19 protein-coding genes are annotated in these 22,025 nt (G+C 74.8%); 10 read left to right on the top strand and 9 right to left on the bottom strand.

All coding sequences use genetic code 11. The features are described from left to right. Positions 1-189: 189 nt before the first annotated feature. On the bottom strand, positions 190-456 hold the full coding sequence (locus KMZ30_RS00690; RefSeq protein ID WP_207025343.1) for a hypothetical protein: 267 nt from the start codon (positions 454-456) through the stop codon (positions 190-192). Positions 457-532: 76 nt separating this feature from the next. Between KMZ30_RS00690 and KMZ30_RS00695 the strand changes: the two genes are divergently transcribed. The 3 genes from KMZ30_RS00695 (at position 533) to KMZ30_RS00705 (ending at position 3,403) form a co-directional block, all read left to right on the top strand. Next, positions 533-1,438, top strand: a complete 906-nt coding sequence (locus KMZ30_RS00695; RefSeq protein ID WP_215510951.1) for a LysR family transcriptional regulator — start codon at positions 533-535, stop codon at positions 1,436-1,438. Between the two features lie 44 nt (positions 1,439-1,482). Then, entirely contained in the window at positions 1,483-2,256 is a 774-nt protein-coding gene (locus tag KMZ30_RS00700) for a ParA family protein (RefSeq protein ID WP_215510952.1), read from the top strand. Between the two features lie 91 nt (positions 2,257-2,347). After that, positions 2,348-3,403, top strand: a complete 1,056-nt coding sequence (locus tag KMZ30_RS00705; RefSeq protein ID WP_215510953.1) for an NAD(P)-dependent alcohol dehydrogenase — start codon at positions 2,348-2,350, stop codon at positions 3,401-3,403. Positions 3,404-3,467: 64 nt separating this feature from the next. Here KMZ30_RS00705 and KMZ30_RS00710 read toward each other — a convergent pair whose 3' ends face one another. Then, entirely contained in the window at positions 3,468-5,123 is a 1,656-nt protein-coding gene (locus KMZ30_RS00710; protein WP_215510954.1) for an APC family permease, read from the bottom strand. Positions 5,124-5,225: 102 nt separating this feature from the next. Further along, positions 5,226-6,758 (bottom strand): DEAD/DEAH box helicase, encoded by a 1,533-nt coding sequence (locus KMZ30_RS00715; protein WP_215510955.1) that lies wholly within the window; start codon positions 6,756-6,758, stop codon positions 5,226-5,228. Positions 6,759-6,943: 185 nt separating this feature from the next. On the opposite strand from KMZ30_RS00715, the gene KMZ30_RS00720 reads away from it, so the two are divergent. Then, on the top strand, positions 6,944-7,612 hold the full coding sequence (locus KMZ30_RS00720) for a ferritin-like fold-containing protein (protein WP_215510956.1): 669 nt from the start codon (positions 6,944-6,946) through the stop codon (positions 7,610-7,612). Between the two features lie 66 nt (positions 7,613-7,678). On the opposite strand, the gene KMZ30_RS00725 is transcribed toward KMZ30_RS00720, so the two are convergent. From KMZ30_RS00725 to KMZ30_RS00735, 3 genes are all read right to left on the bottom strand, one after another. Beyond that, complete coding sequence (locus KMZ30_RS00725; RefSeq protein WP_226901525.1) at positions 7,679-8,005, bottom strand: GlsB/YeaQ/YmgE family stress response membrane protein; 327 nt, start codon at positions 8,003-8,005, stop codon at positions 7,679-7,681. Positions 8,006-8,153: 148 nt separating this feature from the next. Next, complete coding sequence (locus KMZ30_RS00730; protein ID WP_030529618.1) at positions 8,154-8,378, bottom strand: DUF3107 domain-containing protein; 225 nt, start codon at positions 8,376-8,378, stop codon at positions 8,154-8,156. 133 nt (positions 8,379-8,511) lie between these two features. After that, on the bottom strand, positions 8,512-9,132 hold the full coding sequence (locus KMZ30_RS00735; protein ID WP_207025348.1) for a TetR/AcrR family transcriptional regulator: 621 nt from the start codon (positions 9,130-9,132) through the stop codon (positions 8,512-8,514). 91 nt (positions 9,133-9,223) lie between these two features. Between KMZ30_RS00735 and moeB the strand changes: the two genes are divergently transcribed. From moeB to KMZ30_RS00750, 3 genes are all read left to right on the top strand, one after another. Then, positions 9,224-10,420 (top strand): molybdopterin-synthase adenylyltransferase MoeB, encoded by a 1,197-nt coding sequence (moeB, locus tag KMZ30_RS00740; protein ID WP_215510957.1) that lies wholly within the window; start codon positions 9,224-9,226, stop codon positions 10,418-10,420. Positions 10,421-10,422: 2 nt separating this feature from the next. Beyond that, entirely contained in the window at positions 10,423-10,860 is a 438-nt protein-coding gene (locus KMZ30_RS00745; protein ID WP_215510958.1) for a DUF1810 domain-containing protein, read from the top strand. Between the two features lie 110 nt (positions 10,861-10,970). Then, positions 10,971-12,413: an HNH endonuclease gene (locus KMZ30_RS00750; protein ID WP_215510959.1), complete on the top strand. Its 1,443-nt coding sequence runs from the start codon at positions 10,971-10,973 to the stop codon at positions 12,411-12,413. Between the two features lie 9 nt (positions 12,414-12,422). Here KMZ30_RS00750 and KMZ30_RS00755 read toward each other — a convergent pair whose 3' ends face one another. Further along, the gene (locus KMZ30_RS00755; protein ID WP_215510960.1) at positions 12,423-13,142 is read right to left on the bottom strand and encodes a VOC family protein; all 720 of its coding nucleotides are present in this window, start codon (positions 13,140-13,142) and stop codon (positions 12,423-12,425) included. 122 nt (positions 13,143-13,264) lie between these two features. Here KMZ30_RS00755 and KMZ30_RS22190 point away from each other — a divergent pair, with 122 nt between their 5' ends. Both KMZ30_RS22190 and KMZ30_RS00765 read left to right on the top strand, forming a co-directional pair. Then, entirely contained in the window at positions 13,265-16,357 is a 3,093-nt protein-coding gene (locus KMZ30_RS22190) for an ATP-dependent helicase (protein ID WP_215510961.1), read from the top strand. Next, positions 16,354-19,632: an ATP-dependent helicase gene (locus KMZ30_RS00765; RefSeq protein ID WP_215510962.1), complete on the top strand. Its 3,279-nt coding sequence runs from the start codon at positions 16,354-16,356 to the stop codon at positions 19,630-19,632. Before KMZ30_RS22190 ends, KMZ30_RS00765 begins: the two co-directional genes overlap by 4 nt. Here the strand turns inward: KMZ30_RS00765 and KMZ30_RS00770 are convergent. Further along, positions 19,604-20,728, bottom strand: coding sequence for a phosphotransferase (locus KMZ30_RS00770; RefSeq protein ID WP_215519837.1), 1,125 nt, complete (start codon positions 20,726-20,728; stop codon positions 19,604-19,606). The genes KMZ30_RS00765 and KMZ30_RS00770 overlap by 29 nt on opposite strands. A 41-nt stretch (positions 20,729-20,769) precedes the next feature. Here KMZ30_RS00770 and nudC point away from each other — a divergent pair, with 41 nt between their 5' ends. Further along, the gene (nudC, locus tag KMZ30_RS00775; protein WP_215510964.1) at positions 20,770-21,714 is read left to right on the top strand and encodes an NAD(+) diphosphatase; all 945 of its coding nucleotides are present in this window, start codon (positions 20,770-20,772) and stop codon (positions 21,712-21,714) included. Between the two features lie 15 nt (positions 21,715-21,729). Here the strand turns inward: nudC and KMZ30_RS00780 are convergent, their stop codons facing one another. Next, entirely contained in the window at positions 21,730-21,990 is a 261-nt protein-coding gene (locus KMZ30_RS00780; RefSeq protein ID WP_215510965.1) for a mycoredoxin, read from the bottom strand. Between the last annotated feature and the right edge of the window lie 35 nt (positions 21,991-22,025).

A 22,025-nucleotide genomic window follows, 5' to 3' on the forward strand; every position in this document is an offset into this window, starting at 1 on the left:
CGACCGGCAAGGTTTCGCTTTCGAACGCAAGGAATCCCTCGCGCCGCGCAAGGAGCTGCTTGCGGGGTGGGAGGGATTCCTTCCGCGGCGCATGGATCCCGGGAGCGCACACCTCAGGCGCCGGCTCTCAGGAACCGCGGGCGGGCCCGCCGCGTGACGCGGCGCGACCCCGTGCGGCGTCGGGTGCGGTCAGAGACCGGCGGCGCGGCGGACCGGCGACTGGGTGCCGTAGTACGCCTGCAGGTTCTCCTGGAGGATGGAGCGGATGAGCGGGGCCTCCTCGGTCGCGATGCCCTGCGCCTCCTGGGTGTCCACGGCGACGAGGAGGTCCTCGATCTCGTGGGGGGTCCGGTAGTGCGAGAGGTCCTCGCGCAGCCGACGGACCGCGGCGCGCTGCTCGCGGCGCTCGCGGAGCTCGTCCTTGACGGTGGTCCAGAGAGCGGTGGTGTTCGTCATGCATCCAGTGTGCGAGCGACCCCATCCATGCGTCCAATGAAAACGGTGCAAGCGACACATGACGTATCGTCATGGGATGGACACCGAGTCGCTGCGCTGGTTCCAGCTCGTCGCCGACGGCTACACGGTGACCGAGGTGAGCGACGTCTTCGGCGTCAGCCAGTCGGGGGTCTCACGTGCGCTGGCCCGGCTCGAGGACGAGGTCGGCACGCCGCTCCTGCACCGGCAGGGCCGGGTGCTGCGGATGACCTACGCCGGCTCGGCGTTCAAGCGCCACGTCGACGCCCTCGTCAACAGCCTCGACGACGGCCTCGCCGCGGTCGGCGAGATCGTCGACCCCGAGAGCGGCGTCGTCACCCTCGCCTACCCGCTGAGCCTCGGCAGCTGGCTCGTCCCCGGCCTCGTCGGGGCCTTCCGCGAGCAGCACCCCCGGGTCCGGGTCGTCATCGAGCGCACCGCGGTCGGCGAGGACGGGCGCATCTCCACCCAGCTCGCGACCCGCCGCGCCGACCTCGAGCTGACCGCGGCCCGCGTCGCCGGCCAGGGCGTCGTGTGGCAGCACGTCCTCGACGAGCCGTTCGTCCTCGCCGTCTCCACCGACCACCCGCTGGCCGGCCGCTCCGAGGTCGCCCTCGCCGAGGTGGCCACGGAGCCGTTCGTCCTGCGCGCCCCGCCCTCGGGGATGCGCCAGCAGACGCTCGACCTCTGCCGGGCCGCCGGCTTCATCCCCGCCGTCGCGATGGAGGCCGAGGACCTGCCGACCATCCGCGGCTTCGTCGCGGCCGGTCTCGGGGTCTCCGTCGTCCCCGCACAGGGCCTCTCCGTGCCGGCCACCTTCGCCCGCACCCGGCTCCTGCCCCTGACCGACGTCGGCGCGCACCGCGAGGTCGGGCTCGCGTGGGTCGACGGCCGCCCGCTCCTGCCGTCGGCCGAGGCGTTCCGCCGCTTCGTCCTCGCGTCCGGGCGCCGCCGCGCCGGATGAGAGGATCGGGCCGTCCCCGACGACGATCCGAAAGGGCCGCCCCCATGGCGCCGAAGCGCAAGGCCACGATCATCGCCCTCGCCAACCAGAAGGGCGGGGTCGCCAAGACGACCTCGGTCGCCTCGCTCGGCGCTGCCTTCGCCGAGGCCGGCAAGCGGGTGCTGCTCGTCGACCTCGACCCCCAGGCCTGCCTGACCTTCAGCCTCGGCGTGGACCCGGACACCGTCGAGTCCTCCGTCCACGACGTCCTCCTCGGCGCCGCCGAGCTCGCCGACGTCGTGCAGACCTGCGCCGACGGTGTCGACCTCGTCCCCAGCTCGATCGAGCTCGCCGGCGCGGAGGCCGTCCTCCTCGGCCGGCCGGCGCGCGAGTACGTGCTCCAGGGCGCCCTCGACACCGTCCGCAAGGACTACGACGTCATCCTGCTCGACTGCTCGCCGAGCCTCGGCGTGCTCACCCTCAACGCGCTGACCGCCGCGCAGGGCCTCGTCGTGCCGATGCCCTGCGAGATGCTCAGCCACCGCGGCGTCGGCCAGCTGCTCGACACCGTCGCCGACGTCAAGAAGATCCTCAACAAGAAGCTGCGCGTCATCGGCATCCTCCCGACGCTGTACGACGGCCGCAGCACCCACGCGCGCGAGGTCCTCGAGGACGTCGGGCAGCGCTACGGCCTGCCGGTGCTCAGCCCCCCGATCCCCAAGACGGTGCGCTTCGCCGAGGCCCCGGCCGTCGGCCGCTCGATCCTCTCGACGGCGCGCTCGAGCAAGGGCGCCACGGCCTACCGCGAGGTCGCGGCCGGGCTGCTCGAGCAGCTCTGACCGTATTCCCCGGTCGGCGGTGAGATCCCTCATCGTCGAATGTTTGTCCAGAGTCTGACCGCGGGTGGGGGAGCGGTCCTAGCCTGCTGGGATGACGACAACCACCCCTGCTCTCATCGCCGACTCCGCGACCTCCGGCTTCCGCCAGGGCACGATCGAGCGGCGCGACCTGCGACCGGACGACATCCGCATCGCCATCGCCTTCGCCGGCATCTGCCACTCCGACATCCACACCGCCCGTGAGGAGTGGGGTCCCGCCCACTTCCCCCTGACCGTCGGCCACGAGATCGCCGGCACCGTGGTCGAGGTCGGCTCCGACGTGACCCGCCACTCCGTCGGTGACCGCGTCGGCGTCGGCTGCCTCGTCGACTCCTGCGGCGAGTGCGAGCAGTGCAAGGACGGCATGGAGCAGTTCTGCGTCAAGCCCTCCGTCGGCACGTACAACGCCCAGGGCTACGACGGCGAGTGGACGATGGGCGGCTACGCCCAGGAGGTCGTCGTCTCGGAGCGCTTCGTGCTGCGCATCCCCGACGGCATCGAGCTCGACGTCGCCGCCCCGCTGCTCTGCGCCGGCATCACGACCTACTCGCCGCTGCGCCGCTGGGGCGCCGGCACGGGCAAGCAGGTCGCCATCGTCGGCGTCGGCGGCCTCGGCCACATGGGCGTCAAGATCGCCGCGGCGATGGGCGCGACCGTCACGACCATCTCGCGCAGCGACGCGAAGGCCGCGGACGCCATCGGCCTCGGCGCCACCGCGCACATCGCCTCGAAGGACGAGGAGGCGATGGAGGCCGCCAAGGGCACCTTCGACATCATCCTCAACACGGTGAGCGCCGACATCCCGATCGCCGACTACGTCGCGCTGCTCAAGCCGGCCGGTGTCGTCGTCAACGTCGGTCTGCCGCCGGCCCCCTACGAGATCCCGCCGGGCGCCCTCATCGGCGGCAACCGCGCGGTCGCCGGCTCGCAGATCGGCGGCATCGCCGAGACCCAGGAGATGCTCGACTTCTGCGCCGAGCACGGCATCGCCGCGACGATCGAGGTCGTCGACGCCGCCGACGTCGACGCCGTCTGGGACCGCGTCGTCGACGGTGACGTCCGCTACCGCGCCGTCATCGACACGAGCACCATCACCCCGCAGGACTGACCCGGTCCACCCCGCGCGAGAGGGGCCGCATCCCACCCGGGACGCGGCCCCTCTCGTCGTGGGGTCAGGCGGTCGCGGCGTCCTCGAGCGCGGACTCCTCGCGGGTGCGCTCGACGTTCTCCTCGACCTGCGCGCTCGGCAGGCGCACCCGCTCGGCCAGCCAGTAGACGGCCGCGCTGAACACGAGGATGACCGGGATCGCGGTGTCGAAGTGCAGCACCCCGATGCCGCCGTCGTAGTCGCCGAGCCACGAGAGCAGCGCCAGCCCGCCGAGCCACGGCAGGTACCAGGACCCGGCCCGCCACGACCAGTCGTAGGGCTCCGCGCGCCGCTGGTGCACGACGTAGGTGATGCCGAGGACGACGACGCCGAGGAGGACCGCGACGAACAGCTTGGAGTTCGTGGCCCAGCCGGTCCAGTAGACGATGAGGTTGCTCGAGAAGAACGCGAGGAACGGGATGACCGGGCCGCCGGGGACCCGGAAGGTGCGCTCGTGGTCGGGCAGCTGGCGACGCAGCGCGGCGAGGACCAGCGGACCGGACCCGAAGGACAGCACCGTCGCCGACGTGATGAAGCCGACCAGCTGCTGCCAGCTCGGGAAGGGCAGGAAGAGGAAGAGGCCCACGACGAACGCGAGGACCATGCTGACGAGCGGCACCCCGCGGTCGGTCGTCCGGCTGAGCGCCTGCGGGGCGTTGCCGTTGCGGGACATCGCGTGCGAGATGCGGGCCGTGACGGTGATGTAGATGAGGCCGGTGTCGGCGGGGGAGATGACGGCGTCGACGTAGAGGAGCACCGCCAGCCAGGCGAGCCCGAGGAACGAGGCGATGGCCGCCAGCGGCCCGAAGTCGTCCGTGAAGCTCACCGAGCCCCAGCCGTTCGCGAAGTCCTGCGGACGCAGCGCACCGATGAAGGCGACCTGGAGCAGCACGTAGATGACGCCGGTGGCCAGCACCGACCCGATGACCGCGAGCGGGACGTTCCGGCGCGGGTTGTCGGTCTCGCCGGCCAGCTCGATGCCCTGCCGGAAGCCGAGGAAGCTGAAGACGATGCCCGAGGTGGCGATCGCCGTGAACACGCCGTGCCAGCCGGCGGGCGTGAACCCCTGCGAGGTGAAGTTGGCCGCGTGGAAGGAGGTGAAGAGGAAGGCGACGACGACGATCGTGATGATCGCGAGCTTCCACCAGACGAGGATCGTGTTGATCCGGGCGAACCAGCGCACACCGACGTAGTTGATGACGACGAACAGGGCCATGAGCAGGACGGCCACGACGAGCCCGAGACCGGTCAGGGTGTGCACGGTGGCGCCGCCCGAGACCGCGTGCTTCTCGGTGAACGGCGCGTACTTGGTCGCGTACTGCAGGGCGCCCTCGACCTCGATGGGCGCGACGCTCAGGCAGGCCACCCACGTGATCCACCCGGTGACGAAGCTGGCCGTGGACCCGAACGCGATGTGCGGGAAGCGCACGACCCCGCCGGACAGCGGGAACATCGTGCCGAGCTCGGCGTAGCAGAGCCCGATGAAGAGGATCATCACGCCGCCGAGGGCCCACGACACGACCGCGGCCGGGCCGGCGGTCTGGGCGGCGTTCATCGCGCCGAAGAGCCAGCCGGAGCCGATGATCGAGCCGATGCTCGCGAAGAGCAGCCCGATGCTGCCCACGTGCCGCTTGAGGCGGTGCTCGTCCTGCGTCGGTGGGGTGGTCGTCGGTGCTGACATGGAGGTCCTCCCCGGGGGGTCGTCGGGTGGTCCCCTCCAGTCAGTCAGGAAACGGCGGAGGGGCCCATGACATCCGTCACGAGCCCCTCGCCTGCGTCGACCTCAGCCCTGGGCGCCCTCGCCGGCCGGCTTGCCGCCCTGGGTGCGGCGGCGGTTGCGGTTGCGCCGGGGGCGCTCGCCGCCCTCGGCCGGGCGGTCGGACGAGCGACCCTCGCCACGTCCGCCGTCGCGTCCGCCACGGCCGGAGTCACGCCCGCCGCGACCAGCGTCGCGACCGCCGCGGCCACCACGACCGCCGGACTTGCCGGTCTCGCCGAGGTCCTCGAGCACCTCGGCGTCCAGGCCCTCGCGGGTGCGCTTCGCGCGCGGTAGGCGGCCCTTGGTCCCCTCGGGGATCGCGAGGTCGGTGTAGAGGTGCGGCGAGGAGGAGTAGGTCTCGACCGGCTCGGGGATGCCGAGGTCGAGCACGCGGTTGATCATCCCCCAGCGGTGCAGGTCGTCCCAGTCGACGAAGGTGACCGCGGTGCCGGTGTTGCCGGCGCGGGCGGTGCGGCCGATGCGGTGCAGGTAGGTCTTCTCGTCCTCGGGGCACTGGTAGTTGATGACGTGCGTGACGTTCTCGACGTCGATGCCACGGGCCGCGACGTCGGTGGCGACGAGGATGTCGACCTTGCCGTTGCGGAACGCGCGCAGCGCCTGCTCGCGCGCGCCCTGGCCGAGGTCGCCGTGGATGGACGCGGCCGCGAAGCCGCGCTCGACGAGCTCGTCGGCGACCTTGGCGGCGGTGCGCTTGGTGCGGCTGAAGACGATGGTCAGACCCCGGCCCTCGGCCTGGAGCATGCGCGCGAGCATCTCGACCTTGTCCATCGCGTGCGCGCGGTAGACGTGCTGCTCGACGGCCTTGACGGTGTGCGCGTTCTCCTGGTCGTCGCCCATCGCGCGGATGTGCGTCGGCTGGTTCATGTAGCGGCGGGCCAGGGTGACGACGGCGCCCGGCATGGTCGCCGAGAAGAGCATCGTCTGGCGGCCGGCCGGCGTCATCGCGAGGATCTTCTCGACGTCGGGGAGGAAGCCGAGGTCGAGCATCTCGTCGGCCTCGTCGAGGACGACGATGCGCGCGTGGCCGAGGTCGAGGTGGCCCTGCTGGGCGAGGTCGATGAGGCGGCCCGGGGTGCCGACGACGACCTCGACGCCCCGCTTGAGCGCCTCGACCTGGGGCTCGTAGGCCCGGCCGCCGTAGACGGTGAGGACGCGGATGCCGCGCTTCGCGCCGGCGCGCTCGAGGTCGCCGGCCACCTGGACGGCGAGCTCGCGGGTCGGGGCGACGGCGAGGGCCTGCGGCTTGCCCGCGGCCGGCAGACCGGCGAACGCGTCGTCACCCGGGGCGACGACGCGGTTGAGGATCGGGATGCCGAAGCCGAGGGTCTTGCCCGTGCCGGTCTTGGCCTGCCCGATGATGTCGTGGCCGCCGAGCGCGACCGGCAGCGTCATCGCCTGGATGGGGAAGGGGCTCGTGATGCCGTGCCCGGCCAGCGCCGCGACGATGTCGGGGTGGATCGGGAAGTCCGAGAAGCTCGGGGTCGGCTCGGTCGGGGCGGCCTGCGGTTCGGCCTGGGCGTCGGTGACGTCGGTCATGGACTCTCTTCTTCGGTCGGCGGGCGCGCGGGGCGCACCAGCGCAGAGGCTGCGGGCCGATCGGAGGTCATCGGGGGCGGTCGCGGCGTCCGGGGACACCGGGCGTCCGCCCATCAAGGTCACTACACGGGTGCGAGCCGACCGGGCACCGTGGTCGCCGCCACTCTACCGTTAGGCTCCGACGCATGGACGCGGACGGGGCGCAGGAGCACGGCTACGACGCCGCGGTCGTCGACCTCCTCGGGGTGCTGGCCTACGGCGAGCTGACCGCCTTCATGCGGATGGCGGCCGACTGCGACCTCGCCCCGACGCTCTCGCTGAAGTCCCGGATGGGACGCCTCGCGACGACCGACTTCCAGCACTACGAGCGCCTCAGCGCGCACCTCGCGGGCCTGGGCGTCGACCCCGAGGCCGCGATGGCCCCCTTCGTCGCGCCGTTCTCCGCCTTCCACGAGCGCACGCGTCCGCGGGGGTGGCTCGAGGGCCTCGTCAAGGCGTACGTCGGCGAGGGCATCGCCAAGGACTTCTACCGCGAGATGTCGGCGTTCGTCGACGAGGAGACGCGCGGCGTGATGCAGGGCGCGCTCGACGACGGCGGGCACGCGGAGTTCGTCGTCCAGATCGTCCGCGACAGCATCCGCACCGACCGCACGGCCGCGGGCCGGCTCGCCCTGTGGGGGCGTCGCCTGCTCGGCGAGGCGCTCTCGCAGGCGCAGGCCGTGGCCGTCGAGCGCGACGCGATGGCGGCGCTGCTCGTCGGGGGAGGGCTCGACCTGGGTGAGGTCGGCCGGATGTTCACCCGGCTCACCGAGAACCACCAGAAGCGGATGGCCCGGATGGGCCTGGAGGCCTGAGCGGCCCGTCCCGGCACGACGACGGCCCCCGCCACGTGGCGGGGGCCGTCGTCGAGCGGGAGTCGGTCAGACGCGGGTGCGGGGGGCGCCGCCGCGGGAGGCCATGACGCGCTCGTAGATGACGACCAGGACGGCCGCGACGATGACGGAGATGACCCAGCGCAGCCAGTCGATGCCGCCCGTGTTGCAGACGCCGATCTGGGCGGAGAGCCAGTAGCCGATGAGGGCGCCCACGACACCGATGACGACGGTGACGACCATGCTGATCGCCTGCCGACCGGGGAGGACGAGGCGGGCGAGGACGCCGATGACGGCGCCGAAGATGATGGTGCCGATCCATCCGCCGACGCCCGACGGGGCGCAGCTGGCGGCCATGGGAAGGAGCTCGGTCATGCGGTTCTCCCGTTCCGGGCCCGAGGGCCCCGTCACACGTGCCCGGATCTCGGGCACGACGCGACGCTAGACCGTGGACGAAGATTCGTCAAACCTTCGACAGGGCGGGTCGGAACGGGGGATCGGCGCAGGTCAGCGCCGGTGTGCCTCAGATGCCGAAGCCGACCTTGCCCTTGTCGGTCTCGCCGACCTGGATCCACCCGACCGAGCGACCGGGCACGAGGACCGTGCGGCCCTTGGTGTCGGTGAGGCGCAGGATCCCCTCCGGGGTGGCGAGGGCGGCGTCGACGGCCGCGGCGACCTCGTCCGCGTCGGCGTTCGTCTCGAGGCTGAGCTCGCGGGCGACGTTCTGGACACCGATGGTGACCTCCACGGGGCACGCACCTTTCGTCGGTCTCGCGGGCCGGGGCCCGCTCGGATGGGTACTCGCGCTCAGGCTAACCCGCGACGCGTCGGGGCTGTTCCGGTGCTCGGGCGTGTTCGCCGAGGGCGCAGCGCAGCGGTCGTCAGGACCCGACCTTCGGGAAGGACCCGAGTCCGCGCCAGGCGAGCGTGCTGATCGTCGCGGCGGCCTCGGCCTCGGGGATGTCCCCGTCCTGGGCCAGCCAGTGGCGGGCGGCCACCTGGGCCATCCCCGCGAGGGCCGAGCCGAGGAGGAGCGCCCGCTCGTCGTCGGCGCCCGTGTCCTCGGCGATGACCTCGGCGATCGCCTCGGCACAGGCGAGCTCGACGGCGTCGAGCCGCGAGCGGACCTGCGGGACGCTCGTGAGGTCGGACTCGAAGACCATCCGGAAGGCGGCGTCCTCGCGCGTCACGAAGTCGAAGTAGGCGGCGACCGTCGCGCGGACGCGGGCCTCGTTGTCGCCGGCGTCGGTCCCGAGCGCCCGGCGCACGAGCTGCTCGAGGGTGTCGCAGTGCGTGTCGAGGAGGGCCAGGTAGAGGTCGAGCTTGCCGGGGAAGTGCTGGTAGAGGACGGGCTTGGAGACGCCGGCGCGGTCGGCGATCTCGTCCATCGCGGCCGCGTGGTAGCCGGACTGGACGAACACGGCCTGGGCGGCCTCGAGCAGCTGGGCGCGGCGCTCGCTGCGCGGCATCCGCGAGCTGCGAGGGGTCGTGGTGCTGGTCATGGGGTCCTCCGGTCGTGGCGTCGCGCGTCATCCTACGGACGGGTAGGTCGTGGCCGGGGGCTGTGCCCCGCGCCGGTGTTAGGTTCGCCGCATGGCGCGTCCCCCGCTGGTGCCGCCCGGGCCCGAGCTCACCGCCGCCGAGCGGACCCGCTTCGCCCGCCACCTCCTGCTGCCCGACCTCGGGCTCGACGGCCAGCGTCGCCTGCGCGCCGCGCGCGTGCTCGTCGTCGGTGCCGGGGGGCTGGGGTCGCCCGCGCTGCTGTACCTCGCCGCGGCGGGGGTCGGCACGATCGGGGTCGTCGACGACGACGTCGTCGAGTCGACCAACCTCCAGCGGCAGGTGGTGCACGGTGTGGACGACGTCGGTCGCGCCAAGGTCGACTCCGCCGCGGACGCCGTGGCGGCGATATCGCCCGACACGGTCGTCGTGCGGCACCGCGAGCGGCTCGACGCCGTGACGGCGATGGAGGTGCTCGCCGACTACGACCTCGTCCTCGACGGCGCCGACAACTTCCCGACGCGCTACCTCGTCGGCGACGCGTGCGCCCGGCTCGGAATCCCGCACGTCTGGGGCTCGGTGTACCGGTTCGACGGACAGGTGTCGGTGTGGTGGGCCGGGGAGGGTCCCTGCTACGCCTGCGTCTTCCCCCAGCAGCCGCCGCCGGACGCGGTGCCGTCGTGCGCGGTCGGCGGGGTGCTCGGTGCGGTCTGCGCGTCGGTGGGGTCCGTCATGGCGACGGAGGCCGTCAAGCTCGTCACGGGGTCGGGGGAGGTGCTCGTCGGCCGGCTGCTCGTCCACGACGCGCTGCGCCAGACGTGGGACGCGGTGCCGGTGCGGCGCGACCCGGGGTGTGCGGTGTGTGGTGCCGCGGCCGACGCGACGCGTCCACTGGGCTGGGCGACGCAGCGTGAAGATGTCTGTGCTGCAGGCGATCCGGCGGACGACGGCTCGCTGGGCCGGCCGGAGGTCGGGGTCGTGGAGCTCGCCCGGCTGCTCGCCGAGCGCGACGCAGGGCGCGCCGACTTCGTCCTGCTCGACGTCCGCGAGCCGGGGGAGCGCGACGTCGCGGCCATCCCGGGCTCGGTGCTGCTGCCGGTCGGTGAGGTGCGTGCCGGTGCGTCCGTGCCCGGGGGTGACGGGCGCCGGGTCGTCGTGCACTGCAAGGCCGGTGGTCGCTCGGCCGAGGCCGTCGACCTGCTGCGGGCCCGCGGTGTCGACGCGTGGGATGTGCCCGGCGGCATCCTCGCCTGGTCGCGCGACGTCGACCCGTCGGTGCCGGGGTACTGACGGTGGCCGGCGACGGTGCGGACGGCCTGGAACGGTTCGTCGCGGCGCAGGACTCGGGCGGGACGTACTCCGCCGCGCTGGCCGAGCTGCGCGCCGGCCGGAAGCGCTCGCACTGGATGTGGTTCGTCCTGCCCCAGGTGGCCGGGCTCGGCCGCAGCGCGACGGCGCAGCACTACGGGGTGCGTGGCGTGGGGGAGGCCCGGGACTACCTGGCCCACCCGGTGCTCGGGCCGCGGCTGCACGAGTGCGTCGAGGCCCTGCTCGCGCTGCCGGGGTCGGACGCCGAGGCGGTCCTCGGCGGCATCGACGCCGTCAAGCTGCGCTCCTCGATGACCCTCTTCGCGGTGGCTTCCGGTCCGGGAGAGGACACGCCGTTCCGGGAGGTGCTCGAGCAGTACTTCGGCGGCGCCGAGGACCCCGAGACGCTGCGCCTCCTCTGATCCCTCGGACGGTTCGGCTGAGTGCGATCCGACTGTGCGCCAGTTCGATTGGTTGTCCACAGGTGCAGCCAAACCCTTTTCTCTCGAACAAATGTTCGGTACACTGAGGCATGGACACCGAGACCCTCTCCCGCCGCATCGCGGGGCTGCGTGAGGAGTGCGCGCGGCTGGGTCGTGAGCTGGTCGAGGGTGGTCACTCGCTGTCGTCGGAGGAGGCGTTCTCGCTCGCGGGGGCCGCGCAGGGGGTGGCGAACGCCGCGGACGCGATGGTCGCCGTGGCTGGCGCGTGGGGTGCGCGGGTGGAGACGACGGTGCGGTCGGGGTCGTGGGAGCGGGTGCACCCGGTGGGGTTCGTCGACGCAATGGCCGCGACGCGGATGAGTCTGGCCACGGGTCTGACCGAGGGGGTCGCGGGTCGGAAGGCGGCGCTGGGGGCCGCGCTGGGTGAGCGGTTCCCGCGGGTGCGTGACCTGCTCGTCGCGGGTGACGTGGCGTGCGTGAACGTGCAGAAGGTGGTCGACGCCTGCGCCGGGCTGGACGTGCAGGCGTCCCTGCGGGTCGATGCCGACTTGGCGCCGCGACTGGCCGGGATGGACCCTGCCCGGGTCGCGGGTGAGGCCCGGCGCGTCGCGACGCGGGTGGCGGCCGACCAGGTCGCGGCGCACGTGGCGCGGACGCGGAAGGGGCGCCGGGTGGAGGTGTGCCCGGGCGAGGACGGGCTCACGGACTGGTTCGCCTCGTTGCCGACGGCGACGTCCTCGGCGATGTGGGCGGCGGTGGAGGAGCTGGCCGGGGACTACCGGCAGGTCGACGAGGCCCTCTCGGTGCCGGAGTCGCGGGCGGATGCGCTGGCCGACCTCGTGCTGCGCAACGTCAAGGTCTCGGCGCAGGTCACCCTCGGCGTGCCGGTGGTCACGGACCGTCCCGCACCCGAGGAGCAGTGCGGGACGTGGTTCCGGGTGGAGTGGGACGACGACGAGACGGTCATCGACGCGGTGACCGGGCTGGAGACGCGCTACGGCGATCTCGACGCGGCCAGCCGGGAGGCCCTGTCGTGGCTGGAGGAGCCGGCCGAGCTCGACGGCGACCTCAGCGTGAGCCAGGCGGTCGTGTCGCCCGGGTACGCGGTGTCGGGGACGCAGCTGCCGGGTCTGGGCTGGGTCGACCCGGCCACGCTCGCGAACCTGCTGAAGCTGTTGCCGTTCGAGGTCGCCCGTGCGGTCCTCGAGGCCGACACCGGCACCCTGGCCTCCCTCACCACCGGGGCGTACAAGCCACCGAAGGCGATCAGCGACTTCGTCAAGACGAGGGACGGGACGTGTCGGATGTGGGGCTGCACCAGACCCGCCGAACACTGCGACCTCGACCACGTCCGCCCCTGGCCCACCGGTGCGACCACCCCGACCGGGCTGGCAGACCTCTGCCGCCGACACCACCGCTTCAAGCAACAAGGACGGTGGCGACCCCACCTCGCTCCGGACGGCACCGTGACCTGGCGCGGCCCCGACGGCGCCACCCGCACCACCGAACCCCAGCACCGCACCACCGGCTGAGCCCGGGCGTCAGCGCGGCGGAAGGGCGACGAGCTCGGTGCCGGACGGATCGACCAGGGTGACCGAGTCGCCCTCGGCGAGAACGGCATCCACGCGCAGGGCGCCCAGGCGTTCGAGTTCGGCGACGGCATCGGCGAGCTCGGTCCCCTCCGCAGCGGCGACCTCCATGCGGGTGCGGCTCACCCCGTCCTTCGGCGCCACCGGGCCGCCGCCGAACGCGACCTTCGTGCCGCCGGCCGGCGACTGGACCGCCGTCTCGTCGTCCTCGTCCCACACCAGAGGCCAGCCCAGCGCCTCGCTCCAGAACACACCGGTCGCCCGACCACCGTCCCCGGCGACCTCACCGAGCCGCCCGGTGCCCGCGAGGAAGCGGTTCCACGGCGGGATGACGCACAGCGCGTTGCCCTCGGGGTCCGCGAGGACGACGTGCTCCTCGTCCGGCTGCTGCCCCACGTCGAGGTGCCGGCCGCCGAGCGCGAGGACCCGCTCGACCGTCGCGGCCATGTCGTCGGTCGAGGTGCTCGTCACGTGGAGGTGGTGACGGCTCGCCCCGGACGGCGCGGCCGCGGCCCGGAACCGGAGGGCGACGCAGGCCGGGTCGGACGGGACCACGGTGACCGCACCGGGTCGGTCCTCGGCGGTGGTCCAACCGAGGACGCCGGCCCAGAACCGGGCGAGGGCCGCCGGGTCCGCCGCGTCGACGACCAGGGCCTCGAGCTGCAGGGTCATCCGGGATCCTCCCCGTCGTCGGTGACGCCCCGACGCTAGGTCCGTCGGCGGCCACCGGCAACACGGTTTCCCGCAGGACGCCCGGCCGAGCCGGTGTCGGTCGGACGTGGTGGAATCGCGACGTGCTCGTCCTCCGCCGCCCCGCCACCGCCTCGGTGGCCGCGCCGGCGCTCGACCCGCAGCAGCAGGCGGCCGTCGACGCCGACGACCTCGTGGTCCGCGTCCTCGGGGCGCCGGGCACGGGGACGAGCACGGTGGCGGTCGAGCGCGTGGTGCGCGCCGTCCGCGACGGGGCCCCCGCCGACTCCTGCCTGCTGCTCGCCCCGACCCGCCTCGCGGCCGCCCGCCTGCGCGACGTCGTGACGGCCCGGCTCGGCGGCACCACGTCGACCCCGCTCGCGCGCACCCACCAGTCCTTCGGCTTCGGCGTCCTGCGCGAGGCGGCGGCCCTGGCCGGGGACCCGGCGCCCCGCCTGCTCAGCGGCCCCGAGCAGGACGTCATCCTCCGCGAGCTCCTCGCCGGCCACGCCACCAGCAGCGCCCCCACACCGCCGTGGCCGCGGTCGGTCCTCCCGGCGCTGGCCACCCGCGGCTTCCGCGCCGAGCTCCGCGACCTGCTGATGCGCTCCCTCGAGCTCGGCCTCACCCCGCCCGACCTCGAGCGCCTCGGCCGCGAGCACGGGGTCCCCGAGTGGGTCGCCGGCGCCGCCGTCCTCGCCGAGTACGAGGACGTCACCGCGCTGTCCGCCCCCGGGGCGTGGGACCCCGCGACCGTCCTCACCGCCGCCGCCGACCTCCTCGAGGAGGACGCCGAGGCGCTGCGGCGGATGCGGTCCCGCCTGCGCCTCGTCGTCGTCGACGACGCCCAGGAGCTGACACCGGCCGCGGTCCGGCTCGTCACCGTGCTGACCCGCGACAGCGGCGTCCCGGTGGTCCTCACCGGCGACCCCGACGCCGCGACCCAGACCTTCCGCGGCGCCGACCCCCGTCTCTTCGTCACGGCGTGGCCGGACGCCGCCACCCACGTCCTGCGCACCGGCCACCGCTGCACCGCGCCGGTGGCCGGCGCCGCCGGGCGGGTCGTCGCGCACGTCGGCGTCGTCGGCGGGGCCGCCCACCGGGCGCCCGAGCCCGTGGCCGGCGACGGTGCGGTCGAGGCGCACCTGCTGCGCACCGGCGCCCAGGAGTCCGCCTTCGTCGCCGGGCTGCTGCGCAAGGCCCACCTGCTGCACGGCGTGCCGTGGTCCCGAATGGCCGTCGTCGTGCGCGGCGGCTCCCGGACGGCCTCGCTGCGTCGCGTCCTGCGATCCTCCGGGGTCCCCGTCGACACGGCCACCGCCGAGCTCCCCGTCCGCGACGAGGTGGCCGTCCGGCCGCTGCTCACCCTGCTCGCCTGTGCTCTCGAGGTCGTGACCGGCGCCGACGAGCTCGACCCCGACACCGTCGTCGACGTGCTCTCCTCCCCCCTCGGCGGGGCCGACGCCGTGGGCCTGCGCCGCCTGCGTCGGTCGCTGCGCCGGCTCGAGCTCGACAGCGGGGGTGGGCGCACGAGCGACGTGCTCCTCGCCGAGGCGGTGCTCACCCCGGCTGCCCTCGACCACATCGGCCCGGAGGCCCGTCCGGCCCGCCGCGTGCACCGTGTCCTCTCCGCCGGGGTCGCGGCCTTGCGCGACGGCCTCGGCGTCGAGGAGGTCCTCTGGGCGATGTGGTCGGCCGCCGGCCTCGCGGACACGTGGCGCGAGACGGCGCTGGCCGGGGGGCCGGCCGGGCAGCGCGCCGACCGCGACCTCGACGCGCTCATCGGGCTCTTCGACGCCGCCGCCCGGTACGTCGACCGGCTCCCGGGCGCCCGGCCCGCGGACTTCCTCGAGCACCTGCGCGGACAGGAGGTCGCCGGCGACACCCTCGCGGCGCGGGCCGCCACCGGGGAGGCCGTCGCGCTGCTCACCCCCGCCGCGGCCGCCGGGCTCGAGTGGGACCTCGTCGTCGTCGCCGGGGTGCAAGAGGGGGCCTGGCCCGACCTCCGGCTGCGCGGATCCATGCTGCGCTCCACCGACCTCGTCGACGTCGTCACCGGCCGCGACCCCTCGCCCCGCGCCGCGCGCACCCAGGTCGCCCACGACGAGACGCGCCTGTTCCACGTCGCCGCCACCCGGGCCCGCCACCGCCTCGTCGTCACCGCCGTCCGCAGCGAGGACGAGCAGCCCTCGCCCTACCTCGACGTCGTCGACCCCCGCCCCGACGCCCGCCCCCTCACCGACGTCCCGCGTCCCCTCACCCTCCCCGGCCTCGTCGCCGAGCTGCGCCGCGCGCTCGTCGACCCCGACCCCGCCCTGCGCGGCGCCGCCGTCACGACGCTCGGCCGGCTCGCCCGCGCCGGCGTGCCCGGCGCCGACCCCGCCCAGTGGTGGGCCCTGCGCGGCACCACCGACGACCGCCCGCGCCGTACCGACGACGCTCCCGTCCGGGTCTCCCCGTCGACGATCGACCGGTTCGGGCAGTGCGGCCTCCAGTGGCTCCTGCGCACGAGCGGCGGCGACGGCCCCTCGATGGGCGCCCAGGACATCGGCACCCTCGTCCACGAGGTCGCCCACGACCTCGGTGACGTCGACGCCGCGACCTACGCCGCCGAGCTCGAGGCACGCTGGGGTCGGCTGGGCCTGCCGCCCGGATGGCTCTCGCGCCGCGACCTCGGCCGGGCCCGCGAGATGACGGCGCGGCTGGCCACCTACCACCGCGAGGCGAGCGCCGAGGGCTGGCGCCGGGCCGCGTCCGAGGAGCGGATGCGGGTCGCGCTCGGCCGGGCCGTCGTCGCCGGCACCGTCGACCGCATCGAGATCGGGCCCGGGGGTGCCGTGCGCGTCATCGACCTCAAGACCGGGTCGCGCAAGCCGACCAAGGACGAGCTGGCCCGCAACGGCCAGCTCGGGGCGTACCAGCTCGCCGTCGAGGAGGGCGCCTTCGCCGCGCACGGCACCGGGTCCGGCGGCGCAGCGCTGCTCCAGCTCGGGCGGGCGGCGAACCGCTCCACGACGCTCCAGGTGCAGGCACCGCTGACCGCCGACCCCGAGCCGACGTGGGCCCGTGACCTCGTCCTGCGCACCGCCGACGGGATGGCCGCCGCCACCGTCCTCGCGACCCCCTCGCGCGACGTCTGCGGCACCTGCCAGGTCAAGGACTCCTGCCCGGCCCAGCCGGAGGGGAGGCGGCTGTGACGACCGACCTCGCTGCGGCACAGGCGCCTCCGCGCTGGAGCGCCGTCGCGCTCGCCGAGGCGCTCGGCCAGTCGTATGCCCCGACGCCCGAGCAGGCGGCGGTCATCGAGGCGCCGCTGCGGCCGCTGCTCGTCGTCGCCGGCGCCGGCTCGGGAAAGACCGAGACGATGGCCGCCCGCGTCGTCTGGCTCGTCGCCAACGGGCTCGTGCAGCCCGACGAGGTGCTCGGGCTGACCTTCACCCGCAAGGCCGCCGGCGAGCTGTCCGAGCGGCTCGCGGCGCGCCTGACGACGTTGCGCGAGGCCGGGCTCTGGACCCCCGCGCCGGAGGCCGGCGCCGCGGTCCTCGACGACACCCCGACCGTCTCGACGTACCACGCGTACGCCGGGCGCATCGTCCGCGAGCACGGCCTGCGCCTCGGGGTCGAGCCGGAGAGCCGTCTGCTCACCGAGGCCGCGGCGTGGCAGTTCGCCCACGAGGCCGTCGTCGCCTGGGACGGGCCGATGGACGCCGTCGACAAGGCGGAGTCCACCGTCACGACCGCCGTGGTCGACCTCGCCGGCGAGATGGCCGAGCACCTCGTCGAGCCCCGGCAGGTCGCCGAGCACCTCGAGGAGGTCATCGACGCCCTCGACACGCTGACCAAGCCGGACGGCTCGCGCAAGCGCACGAACCCGATGCGCGACACCGTCGACGTCCTGCGCGCCCGGGCCGCCGTCGTCCCGCTCGTCGAGGCCTACCACGCGCTCAAGCGCTCCCGGGACGCGATGGACTTCTCCGACCAGGTCGCGCTCGCCGCCCGGCTCGCCCTCACCGTGCCCGAGGTCGGCGCCGCCGAGCGGCAGCGCTTCCGGGCCGTCCTCCTCGACGAGTTCCAGGACACCTCGGAGGCCCAGCTGCAGCTGCTGCGGGCGCTGTTCGTCGCCCCCGGCGAGCCGGTCCCCGTCACCGCCGTCGGCGACCCCCACCAGTCGATCTACGGATGGCGCGGCGCCTCCTCGACGACCCTCGACCGCTTCCGCTCCGACTTCCGCGACCCGGCCCCCGCCGACGTCCTGCACCTCTCGACGAGCTGGCGCAACGACCGGGCCGTCCTCGCCGCCGCCAACGTCGTCGCCGACCCGCTCGCGTCGACCACGCGCGTCCCCGTCCAGCGGCTCGTCGAGCGCCCCGGCGCCGGACCCGGCCACGTCGCCGTCGCCCGCCTGGGCACGCTCGAGGAGGAGGCCGCCCACGTCGTCGGGTGGCTGCGCGCGCGGATGGCCCGGCCCGGACGCCGCACCGCAGCGATCCTGTGCCGCAAGCGATCCCAGTTCGACCCGGTCGTCGAGGCGCTCGAGGAGGCCGGGGTGCCCCACGAGGTGGTCGGGCTCGGCGGGCTGCTGCACACCCCCGAGGTCGCCGACCTCGTCGCGCTCCTGCACGTCGTCGCCGACCCCACCCGCGGCGACCGGCTGATGCGCCTGCTCACCGGTCCCTCCTGCCGGCTCGGCGCGGCCGACCTCGACGGCCTCGGCGAGTGGGCCCGCGTCCGCCAGGGCCGCCACCGTCCCGAGCGCGGCGCCGACCTCGCCCCCGACGCCGCCGACGAGGCGAGCATCGTCGAGGCGCTCGACGCGCTGCCGCCGCCGGACTGGGTGGGGGAGGAGGGGCAGCGACTCGCTCCCGCCGCGCTGGCCCGGCTGACCGGCCTCGGCACCTGCGTGCGCCGGCTGCGCGGCCTCACCGGCCTCGGCCTGCCCGAGCTCGTCGCGGAGGCCGAGGTCGCGCTCGGCCTCGACATCGAGGTCCTCGCCCGCCCCGGGTACTCGACCGGTGCGGCCCGCGCGCACCTCGACGCCTTCGCGGACGTCGCGGCCACCTTCGCCGCGAGCGCCGACCGACCGGGGCTCGGCGGCTTCCTCGCGTGGCTCGAGGCGGCCGTCGACGAGGAGCGCGGCCTCGACCTCGGCTGGGTCGAGGCCCGGCCGGACGCCGTCCAGGTGATGACCGTCCACGCGGCCAAGGGGCTGGAGTGGGACGTCGTCGCCGTCCCCGGCCTCGTCGAGTCCTCGTTCCCGGCGCACTCGGCCACCCAGAGCCGACCGGCCGGCGACACCTGGGGCCACGGCGACCCCAACGACAAGGCGTGGCTCGTCGGCCTCGCCGCCCTGCCGCACGACCTGCGCGGCGACCGCGACGGCCTGCCCCGCTTCGGCTGGGCCGACGGCCACGACTGGGAGAGCTCCGCCGAGGCCCTCGCCCGCTTCACGGCGGCCTCGGCCGACCACGGCATCGCCGAGGAGCGCCGCCTCGCGTACGTCGCCACGACCCGCGCCCGCCTCGACCTCCTGCTCACCGCCCACGTCTGGGGCACGGCAGCGTCCCCGCGGGTCACCTCGCGCTTCCTCGAGGAGGTCCGGGTCCTCGAGGGGGTCGCGCCGGGGCCGTGGGCGGACCTGCCGCCCACCGACGACCCGAAGCCGCAGAATCCCCGCACGGCGCAGGCGGTGAGCGTGCTCTGGCCGACCCCCGACCACGTCGCCCGCCGCGACCTGCTGCTCGGCCCGGCCCGCGAGGTGGTCGCGGCCGCCGCCGACCCCGAGCCCGCCAGCGGGGCCGGCCCGTGGGACGCCGAGGTCCGGATGCTCCTCGACGAGCGCGGACGCCGCCGCGACGGCGCCGACGTCGACGTCGTCCTGCCCGCCCACCTCTCGACCTCGGCCCTGGTCTCCCTCGCCGAGGACGCCGAGGCCTACACAAGCCGGCTGCGCCGCCCGATGCCGCAGCCGCCGGCGCTCGCGGCCCGCCGGGGCACGGCCTTCCACGCGTGGGTCGAGGAGCACTACGCCCGGGCGGCCATCGTCGACGTCGACATGCTGCCGGGGTTCGCCGACGACGACGGGGGCAGCGAGGACCTCGACGCGCTCCGCGAGGCCTTCCTCGCGTCCGAGTGGGCCGGACGCACCCCCCTCGAGGTCGAGACGAGCGTCGAGACGGTCATCGACGGCATCGCCGTCCGCGGGCGCATCGACGCCGTGTTCGCCGGGCGGGGCGCCGACGGCGAGCCCGAGTGGACGGTCGTCGACTGGAAGACCGGGCAGCCGGCCACCGGCGCGCGGGCCCGGGCCCGCGCGGTGCAGCTCGGCGCCTACCGCCTCGCGTGGTCGCGGCTGCGCGGCGTCGACCCGCAGCGGGTGCGCGGCGCCTTCTTCCACGCGGCGACCGGTGAGACGGTGTGGCCCGACCTGCCGGACGAGGCCGAGCTCAGCCGAGCTCTCGCCGCGGCTCGCTGACCTCGTCGGCGTCGTCGGCGTCGTCCGTGACCTCGTCGGCGTCGGCGGTGACCTCCGGCAGCTCGTCCTCGTCGTCGTCGACGACGAGCGCCGGCGGGGGAGCGGGGCGCGAGCGCGGGGTCACGGGGGCGAGGGAGGTGCGGCGGTAGTCGTCCTCGCCGCGCTCCATCGCCACGTGGACGGCGTCGTCGAGCCGGCGCAGCTGCGTCGAGAGCACCTCGACCGCGGGCACGTCCTTGCGGGCGAGCGCGGCCATGAGGCGGCCGAGCATCCGCAGCTCGGCGCCGAGCCGGGCCCGGACGAGCAGGTTGACGTCGGGCCGCTCGACCCTGACGTGGGCGTAGGCCTCGAGCACGGTGTCGACCGCCTCCGGCGAGGCCTCCGCGACGAGCGCGGCGAAGTCGTCGGCGGGGTCGGCGACCTGGGCGTCCTCCCAGCCGGTCATCGCCTTGACCCGGCCCGAGGACGCGTCCTGCGGGTCGTCGAAGACGGCGAGGACCTCCTCGCCACCGAGGTCGCCATGGGTGGGGGTCGCGGCGAACCGCCAGAGCGCGACGTCCTCGAGGGCCTCCTCCCAGCGGGTGAGGAGGGTCGTCGGGACCCGGCCGGTCTCGGCGGCCCGGTCGAGCTCGGCGAGGCGGCGGGTGCGGTAGGCGTCGGCGTCGTACGCCGGCAGCCCGGCCTCCTCGAAGAGCGCGGGGTCGGTGTTGTGCAGCGCGCCGATCGCACGGCCGAGCTCGGCCGCCAGCCCCGGACCGTGGGGCAGCGCGGAGAGGTCGAGGGGGTGCCCCGGCAGGTACGGGTAGACGGCCGCCCGGCCACCGGTCCCGAGGTCGACGAACCCGCGCGGCGCGGGCACGGCGAACGGCAGCCGGCGGGCGAGCAGGCCGAGCAGGGCGACGGAACGGTCCATCTCGGCGCCCGCGACCTCGGTGCGGGGGACGCGCACCACCCAGCGGCGGTGCTCCTGGTCCTCGACGAAGGCGACGTCGAAGGCCTGCCCGGGCAGGGAGGGGAGTGCCTCGACGCTCACCGGGTCCAGGCCCGGGACGGCGGCACTGGCCAGGGCGGCGAGCTGTGCGGGGCTGCGGTCCACGTGCCCCACGGTAGGCCGTGCCCGCCACCTAGGCTGGGAGGGTGGCCCGTGCCGAGCGAACTCTTCCCGACGTAGCCCTCACCCGGCGCACCCTCGACCGGCACGCCGAGCGGCGCGGTGACCCCGACCTGACGCCCCGCCTGCTCGCCGACCCGGCGACGCGCGTGGTGCACCTGTGCGGAGACCGGGTGCCGGTGGAGAGCGGCGGCGACGGCGTCGTCCGCGTCGTGACCCGGCCCCCGGTCGCCTCCGACGCCGAGCACCTCGTCGTCTACCTCGGCGAGCACGAGGGGGCGCAGTACGTCGGGGTGGTCGAGGACGGGCCGGACGCCACGGACGAGGTCGAGCCGGACCCGGGCACGGCGACGCTGCGCGAGGTCGGGGCCCACGTCGACGACCTCGGGGCGGCCCTGTTCGCCGCGACGCTCGCCCTCGCCAACTGGCACCGGGTGCACGGCTTCTGCCCGCGCTGCGGGTCGCCCACGCGGCCGGTGCAGGCCGGATGGGTGCGGCGCTGCCAAGCCGACGGCAGCGAGCACTACCCGCGCACCGACGCCGCGGTCATCATGGCCGTCGTCGACGACGAGGACCGGCTGCTCCTGGCCCGCGGACGCGGCTTCCGAACGCGCGGGATGTCGGTGCTCGCCGGGTTCGTCGAGCCGGGGGAGACCCTGGCCGGCGCCGTCGCCCGCGAGGTGGCGGAGGAGGTCGGCGTGGAGGTCGACGACGTGCGCTACCTCGGTGACCAGCCGTGGCCCTTCCCGTCCTCGCTCATGGTCGGCTTCACCGCCCACGCACGGGGCACCGACCTGCGCCTGCAGGAGGACGAGATCGCCGCGGCACGCTGGTTCACCCGCGAGGAGCTCGCGGCGGCGGTCGCCGACGGGTCGGTCGCGGTGCCGGGGCGGGTGTCCATCGCCCGGCGCATCGTCGAGCACTGGTACGGCGGCCCGATCGAGGCGCCCGAGGTCACCTCGATGCGCTGAGCCGCCGGTGGCGGCTCAGCCGAGGCGGCTGCGCACCTCGGCGAGCGAGGGGTTGGTCGCGGCCGTGCCGTCCGGGAAGAGGACGGTCGGCACGGTCTGGTTGCCCCCGTTGACGAGCATGACGAAGTCCGCGGCGTCGGGCTTGCGCTCGATGTCGACCTCGGTGAACTCGATGCCCTCGCGCTCCATCTGGGACTTCAGGCGGCGGCAGTAGCCGCACCAGGTGGTCGTGAACATCGTGACGGTGCCGGGGGCCGGGTTCGCGGGAGTGCTCATGGCGACGTCAACAGCGGGGGCCGCCGGGTCCTTCC

This window comes from Phycicoccus mangrovi (assembly GCF_018729305.1).
GTDB lineage: Bacteria > Actinomycetota > Actinomycetes > Actinomycetales > Dermatophilaceae > Phycicoccus > Phycicoccus jejuensis.

Coding starts and splice junctions, on each gene's coding strand:
- KMZ30_RS00700 (WP_215510952.1), top strand. CDS start 1,483: ATGGCGCCGAAGCGCAAGGCCACGATCATCGCCCTCGCCAACCAGAAG.
- moeB (WP_215510957.1), top strand. CDS start 9,224: ATGGCGCGTCCCCCGCTGGTGCCGCCCGGGCCCGAGCTCACCGCCGCC.
- KMZ30_RS00710 (WP_215510954.1), bottom strand. CDS start 5,123: ATGTCAGCACCGACGACCACCCCACCGACGCAGGACGAGCACCGCCTC.
- KMZ30_RS00735 (WP_207025348.1), bottom strand. CDS start 9,132: ATGACCAGCACCACGACCCCTCGCAGCTCGCGGATGCCGCGCAGCGAG.
- KMZ30_RS00705 (WP_215510953.1), top strand. CDS start 2,348: ATGACGACAACCACCCCTGCTCTCATCGCCGACTCCGCGACCTCCGGC.
- KMZ30_RS00695 (WP_215510951.1), top strand. CDS start 533: ATGGACACCGAGTCGCTGCGCTGGTTCCAGCTCGTCGCCGACGGCTAC.
- KMZ30_RS00750 (WP_215510959.1), top strand. CDS start 10,971: ATGGACACCGAGACCCTCTCCCGCCGCATCGCGGGGCTGCGTGAGGAG.
- KMZ30_RS00715 (WP_215510955.1), bottom strand. CDS start 6,758: ATGACCGACGTCACCGACGCCCAGGCCGAACCGCAGGCCGCCCCGACC.
- KMZ30_RS00720 (WP_215510956.1), top strand. CDS start 6,944: ATGGACGCGGACGGGGCGCAGGAGCACGGCTACGACGCCGCGGTCGTC.
- KMZ30_RS00780 (WP_215510965.1), bottom strand. CDS start 21,990: ATGAGCACTCCCGCGAACCCGGCCCCCGGCACCGTCACGATGTTCACG.
- KMZ30_RS00755 (WP_215510960.1), bottom strand. CDS start 13,142: ATGACCCTGCAGCTCGAGGCCCTGGTCGTCGACGCGGCGGACCCGGCG.
- KMZ30_RS00725 (WP_226901525.1), bottom strand. CDS start 8,005: ATGACCGAGCTCCTTCCCATGGCCGCCAGCTGCGCCCCGTCGGGCGTC.
- KMZ30_RS00690 (WP_207025343.1), bottom strand. CDS start 456: ATGACGAACACCACCGCTCTCTGGACCACCGTCAAGGACGAGCTCCGC.